Below are 5,502 nucleotides of genomic sequence, written 5' to 3'. Positions count from 1 at the left end.
CAACATGATCTATGCAGCACCTGGAACAGAAAATTCTGTCGTCTCATTTAAATCACGATACGAAAACTACATTGGCGGCGAGTGGGTTGCTCCCGTTAAAGGTCAGTATTTCGACAACGTATCACCTGTTAACAACGAAGTATTTTGTGAAATCCCACGCTCTTCAGCGGAAGATATTGAACTGGCGCTGGACGCCGCTCACAAAGCAAAAGCAGCCTGGGGCAAAACGTCTGTTGCCGCTCGCTCAAACATCCTGTTAAAAATTGCAGACCGCATTGAAGCCAACCTGGAAGCACTGGCTGTTGCTGAGACCTGGGACAATGGTAAAGCGGTTCGCGAAACATTAAACGCAGATATTCCATTGGCCGCTGACCACTTCCGTTATTTTGCGGGCTGTGTACGTGCACAAGAAGGTTCTATTGGTGAAATCGATGAGAACACTATCGCGTATCACTTCCACGAGCCTCTAGGTGTTGTTGGTCAAATCATTCCATGGAACTTCCCACTGCTAATGGCGGCGTGGAAACTAGCACCTGCACTGGCTGCTGGTAACTGTATTGTTCTTAAGCCTGCGGAGCAGACTCCAGCATCTATCCTGGTACTAATGGAAATCATCGGTGACCTGTTACCACCAGGCGTACTTAACGTAGTAAACGGCTTCGGTAAAGAAGCGGGTGAAGCACTGGCAACCAGCAAGCGCATCGCTAAGATCGCTTTCACCGGTTCTACTCCAGTTGGTTCACACATCCTGAAGTGTGCTGCTGAGAACATCATCCCATCTACTGTTGAGCTGGGCGGTAAGTCTCCAAACATCTACTTCAGCGACGTAATGAAGCACGAAGACGAGTTCCTGAGCAAGTGTGTTGAAGGTACCGTATTAGCGTTCTTCAACCAGGGTGAAGTATGTACTTGTCCTTCACGTGCTCTGATCCAGGAAGATATGTACGATGACTTCATCTCTCTTGTTATCGCGCGTACTCAGCAAATCAAACGTGGTAACCCGCTGGATACCGATACGCAGGTTGGTGCGCAGGCATCAGCTGAACAGTACGACAAAATCCTGGGCTACCTGGAAATTGGTAAGAAAGAAGGTGCCGAAGTCCTTATCGGTGGCGGCCCTGCTAATGTAGAAGGTTTCAGCAACGGTTTCTATGTACAACCAACACTGCTGAAAGGTTCAAATGACATGCGCGTGTTCCAGGAAGAAATCTTCGGCCCGGTTGTAGGTGTAACTACCTTTAAAACGGAAGCAGAAGCACTGGCCATCGCCAACAACACTGAGTTCGGCTTAGGTGCGGGCGTCTGGACACGTGATACTAACCTTGCCTACCGTATGGGTCGCGGCATTGAAGCGGGTCGTGTGTGGATGAACTGCTACCACGCCTACCCTGCTCACGCAGCATTCGGTGGCTACAAGAAATCTGGGGTGGGCCGTGAGACTCACAAAATGATGCTGGACCACTATCAGCAAACCAAAAACCTGCTGACTAGCTACGACATCAACCCACTGGGCTTTTTCTAAAAGCGTTGCCATTACTGGCGTAAGTAACGATCTCCGCGTTCGCGCGGAGATCTTTTACGGCCTTCGCGAGTCACTTGCCGTTTCACACTTACTTTGAGGTTAGAAGTGAACGTATGAGAATCGCCGTTCTTATCTCATTATTTCTCGTTATTCTGCTGTTACCCACAGCACATGCATCCAGTCAGCTTCCTGTACTTCGCGTTGGTGTATTGACCTACGGTACCCTTAACTGGGAACTCGACATTGCCAAACAAGACGCACCTGAAAACGTTGGCTATCAGCTTGAACTGGTTCCATTAGGTTCGCCGCAAGCATTAACTATTGCGCTGCAAGGCGGAGCGGTAGACATGATCATAGGTGACTGGCTATGGGCCGCTCGCCAACATCTGCATAAACGTGAATTCTATTTTTACCCTTATTCAACCGCTGCAGGGACCCTTATCGCATCCCCTGCGCTGAGCAACCAGTCAATCAAGGCACTGGACGGAAAAACACTGGGCATTGCCGGAGGCAAAGCTAATAAAAACTACATCCTGTACCGGGCCTATGCTCTCAAGCAATTTAATGTTGATATTGCCAGCAGCACGACCATCAAGTTCGCGGCACCGCCAATGCTGAACTCACTCCTGAAACGCGGTGATATTGATGCGGTACTCACCTTCTGGCATTACGCGGCTGTGCTTACCAACGACAACTACACGCCCATGCTCACCATGCAGGACATACTCAACAGCTTTGGTATTCAAAAAGAAGTGCCAGTGCTGGGGTGGCTGTACAAACGTGAGTGGGGCGACCAACATGCTGAGTTAGTAAACGCTTTTCTGCAACGCTCATATGCTATCCGTAGCATGCTCAACAAACAGGACGACATGTGGAAGAATATTGATTCTTTTACAAGCAAATACCCGGCATCGGTACATCCTGCCCTGATCAGTGCCTATCGTGCCGGCATTCCTACCCGGTGGGGACCGGCGACCTGGCAGGACATGCAAACAATCCTAAGGGTAATCAAGCAATACGACGACGCCCAAACACTAACCGGGCAACTGGACACAATTCCCACTTCCCTATTCTGGCAAAACACAGTGTTAGGATCCGATGAATAACCCTACACAGCCCCATGCATCGCTAATTCGCGTATGCTCTGTTGTAGGGCTGATCGTAATTTGGCAATCTGTTGTAAGCCTCATCGAGCCTGCGCTGCTCCCGTCTCCACTGGAGGTAATTAACAGCCTGTGGCAGCACTCGGAATCCGGTGAATTACCTCACCACTTAGGTATTACGCTGGGGCGCATTGCGATTAGTTTTAGTATCGCGATGGTGCTGGGCAGTGTGCTTGGTATTCTGATGGGGAAATTCCGGTACCTTGATTTATGGCTCGACAGCCTTACCACCCTGGCGCTGAATATTCCGGCTTTGGTAACGATCATTCTTTGTTTTATCTGGTTTGGTCTGAATGAAGTAGCTGCACTCACCGCAGTGATTGTAAACAAAACACCCAACATCGCCGTTACCCTTCGCGAAGGAGCGCGCGCTGTCGACGCTCAGTTACTGGCGGTAGGTAAAGTGTATCGACTGCCCTTAACGCGCCAGCTTACCCACGTATACTTACCACAACTGTACCCGTATTTTTTAGCCGCGGCCCGCAGTGGACTGGCGCTGGTTTGGAAGATAGTACTGGTTGTAGAACTGCTCGGTTGCAGTAGCGGCGTAGGATTTCAACTGTCGCTGTTTTTCCAGTTTTTTGATATCACCAGCGTGCTGGCTTACACCCTGGCATTTGCCTGTATTATTTTTGCCGTTGAAGCAGGGATTCTGCGTCCGTGGGAACGGAGGGTTCTGCGATGGCGTTAAGTTACGGGGTCTGCGTTGCTAATAAAGCATTTTTAGATACTAAGAATCTAAATAACGTGAAAATACCGGTTATTCGCGACTTTTCCCTGACTATACACCCGGGAGAATTTGTAGCCTTAACCGGGCCATCCGGGGCAGGAAAGAGCACGCTGCTGAATATCATGGCCGGCCTCGACAAGGATTTTAGCGGCGCCATTACCTACGGCGACAACACGCTGAATACCCGACAAAATGCCAAAGTCGCACTGATGTTTCAGGAGCATCGCTTAATGCCCTGGTTAACGTTACAAGACAATGTTGCACTGGTTATCAATGGCTCGCGAAAAGCCAAAATCGACGGCGCCAGATACTGGCTCGAAGAAGTGGGCCTGGCTGACAACGCACAGTTTTTTCCGAATCAACTGTCGGGTGGCATGCTTAAACGCGCCGCGCTGGCCCGGGCGTTTGCTCATGAACCGGACGTTCTGCTATTAGATGAACCCTTCTCTTCACTGGATATTCAAACCGCGTCGGACATAAAAGAACGTTTGTTACTGTTATGGGCGAAACAGGGCACGTCGGTATTACTGGTTACTCATGATGTTGAAGAAGCTGTTGCACTCGCAGACAGGGTCCTGGTTGCAGGCCGTTCTCCCATGAGTATAAAGCACCGAATACAAATCCCCCAGCCACGACCGAGACCCATCGACAACGCCGATATTCAAGCGATTACGCAACAACTGCGCACGTGGCTGACCGATGAGAAAAACCAAATACCACCAAACGCGCAAACGGCGGGGTAAAAGCATGTTACCGAACTTGTTAATCAATTGTGAAGCAGATAAAATCAAGCCTTGTCAGGGAGTTTTTATGCTGTCTCATTCAATTCAACACGCGGTAAACGATACCTTCGCCCCAGCTGTTGCCCGTGCGGGCTCTGAAAGCCTGGATCCGGTCGTTGCAGCCAAAGAAATTTATACGTCACTTGCTGAATGCGAAGCCACTTGCGTGGTGTTCTATTGCTGTACGCGTTACCCGCTGGAACAATTGTCAAAAGAGCTAAGTCGCTATTTTGGTGATATCACGGTTATAGGCTGTACATCTGCCGGTGAAATTACGCCTCTTGGCTGCAGAAAGCATTCCATTAGTGCCTTTGCACTTAGCAAACAACATTTCTCAGTAGAGACTGCACTGATCGAGAATCTGGCGACCTTTTCAGAAACCGATGCCGATGAACTGGTTAGCGGCATGCTGGAAAATTTACGCAAGAGAACCGTCTCTGCCGGCCCCATCGAACAACACTGTTTTGGTTTAACCTTACTTGACGGCTTGTCAATTCGCGAAGAACTGGTTATTAATGCCCTGAATCTGAGTTTACAGGACATCCCGTTAGTTGGCGGCTCAGCCGGTGACGATCAGCACTTTGTGGATACCCAGGTCTTTTGCAATGGTCGCTTTTATAGCCATGCGGCGGTCTTTATGCTGGTCAACACAAGCTGTCAGTTTGAAGTGTTCAGTTATCACCACCTGGCCCCCGAAGAAGAAAAACTGGTGGTGACCCAAACCGCACCAGGTCAGCGCGTTGTCGAAGAATTTAACGCCGAACCGGCGGCATTGGAATACTGCAGAATTAACGGTCTAAAGCTGGAAGAACTCAGCTCTGAAGTATTCGCCATGAATCCATTAGCCGTACAAATTGGCGATCAGCTGTATATTCGCAGCATCCAGCAGGTTAACGATGACCTGAGCCTCACATTCTTCTGTGCCATTGATGCAGGTATCGTGCTTACCCGCATGCAGTCAAGCGGCCTGCATGCCCATACCGCCATGGTGTTGAACGAACTGCAACAACGGTTAGGCAATATCGACTTACTGATAGGATTTGACTGTATTCACAGACGCGCGGAAATCGATAAGCTGGACCTGTGTGAGTCCATGTCGTCGTTGTACCGGGACCACCATATGATTGGGTTTAACACCTATGGTGAGCAAATCAATGGACTGCATCTGAATCACACCTTTACGGGTGTTGCCATTGGAGCGCCTCACCGGAGCCAGCCTTGAGCAAACCTGCCAACACTGAGGTCGCATCAACGCCACCGCCAATAGAAGCAGAAAACCCCGCCGATGAGCTGGCGCGCCTGCGC

General features: G+C 49.9%; 5 protein-coding genes. All 5 read left to right on the top strand.

From position 1 onward, the window contains the following. The first annotated feature begins 4 nt into the window (after positions 1-4). The gene (exaC, locus tag AC4MRN_RS19205; protein ID WP_491204208.1) at positions 5-1,522 is read left to right on the top strand and encodes an acetaldehyde dehydrogenase ExaC; all 1,518 of its coding nucleotides are present in this window, start codon (positions 5-7) and stop codon (positions 1,520-1,522) included. A 113-nt stretch (positions 1,523-1,635) separates the two neighbouring features. Further along, positions 1,636-2,628 (top strand): ABC transporter substrate-binding protein, encoded by a 993-nt coding sequence (locus tag AC4MRN_RS19200; protein ID WP_491204207.1) that lies wholly within the window; start codon positions 1,636-1,638, stop codon positions 2,626-2,628. Continuing rightward, positions 2,621-3,376 carry an ABC transporter permease gene (locus tag AC4MRN_RS19195; protein ID WP_491204206.1) on the top strand — a complete coding sequence of 252 codons (756 nt, stop codon included), beginning with the start codon at positions 2,621-2,623 and terminating at the stop codon, positions 3,374-3,376. Before AC4MRN_RS19200 ends, AC4MRN_RS19195 begins: the two co-directional genes overlap by 8 nt. Before the next feature lie 56 nt (positions 3,377-3,432). Continuing rightward, complete coding sequence (locus AC4MRN_RS19190) at positions 3,433-4,158, top strand: ABC transporter ATP-binding protein (protein WP_491204205.1); 726 nt, start codon at positions 3,433-3,435, stop codon at positions 4,156-4,158. Positions 4,159-4,225: 67 nt separating this feature from the next. After that, complete coding sequence (gene nosP / locus AC4MRN_RS19185; protein WP_073317460.1) at positions 4,226-5,419, top strand: nitric oxide-sensing protein NosP; 1,194 nt, start codon at positions 4,226-4,228, stop codon at positions 5,417-5,419. Positions 5,420-5,502: the final 83 nt, after the last annotated feature.

It is taken from the genome of Marisediminitalea sp., from assembly GCF_984433645.1.
This window is presented reverse-complemented; position numbering and strand designations above follow the sequence as displayed.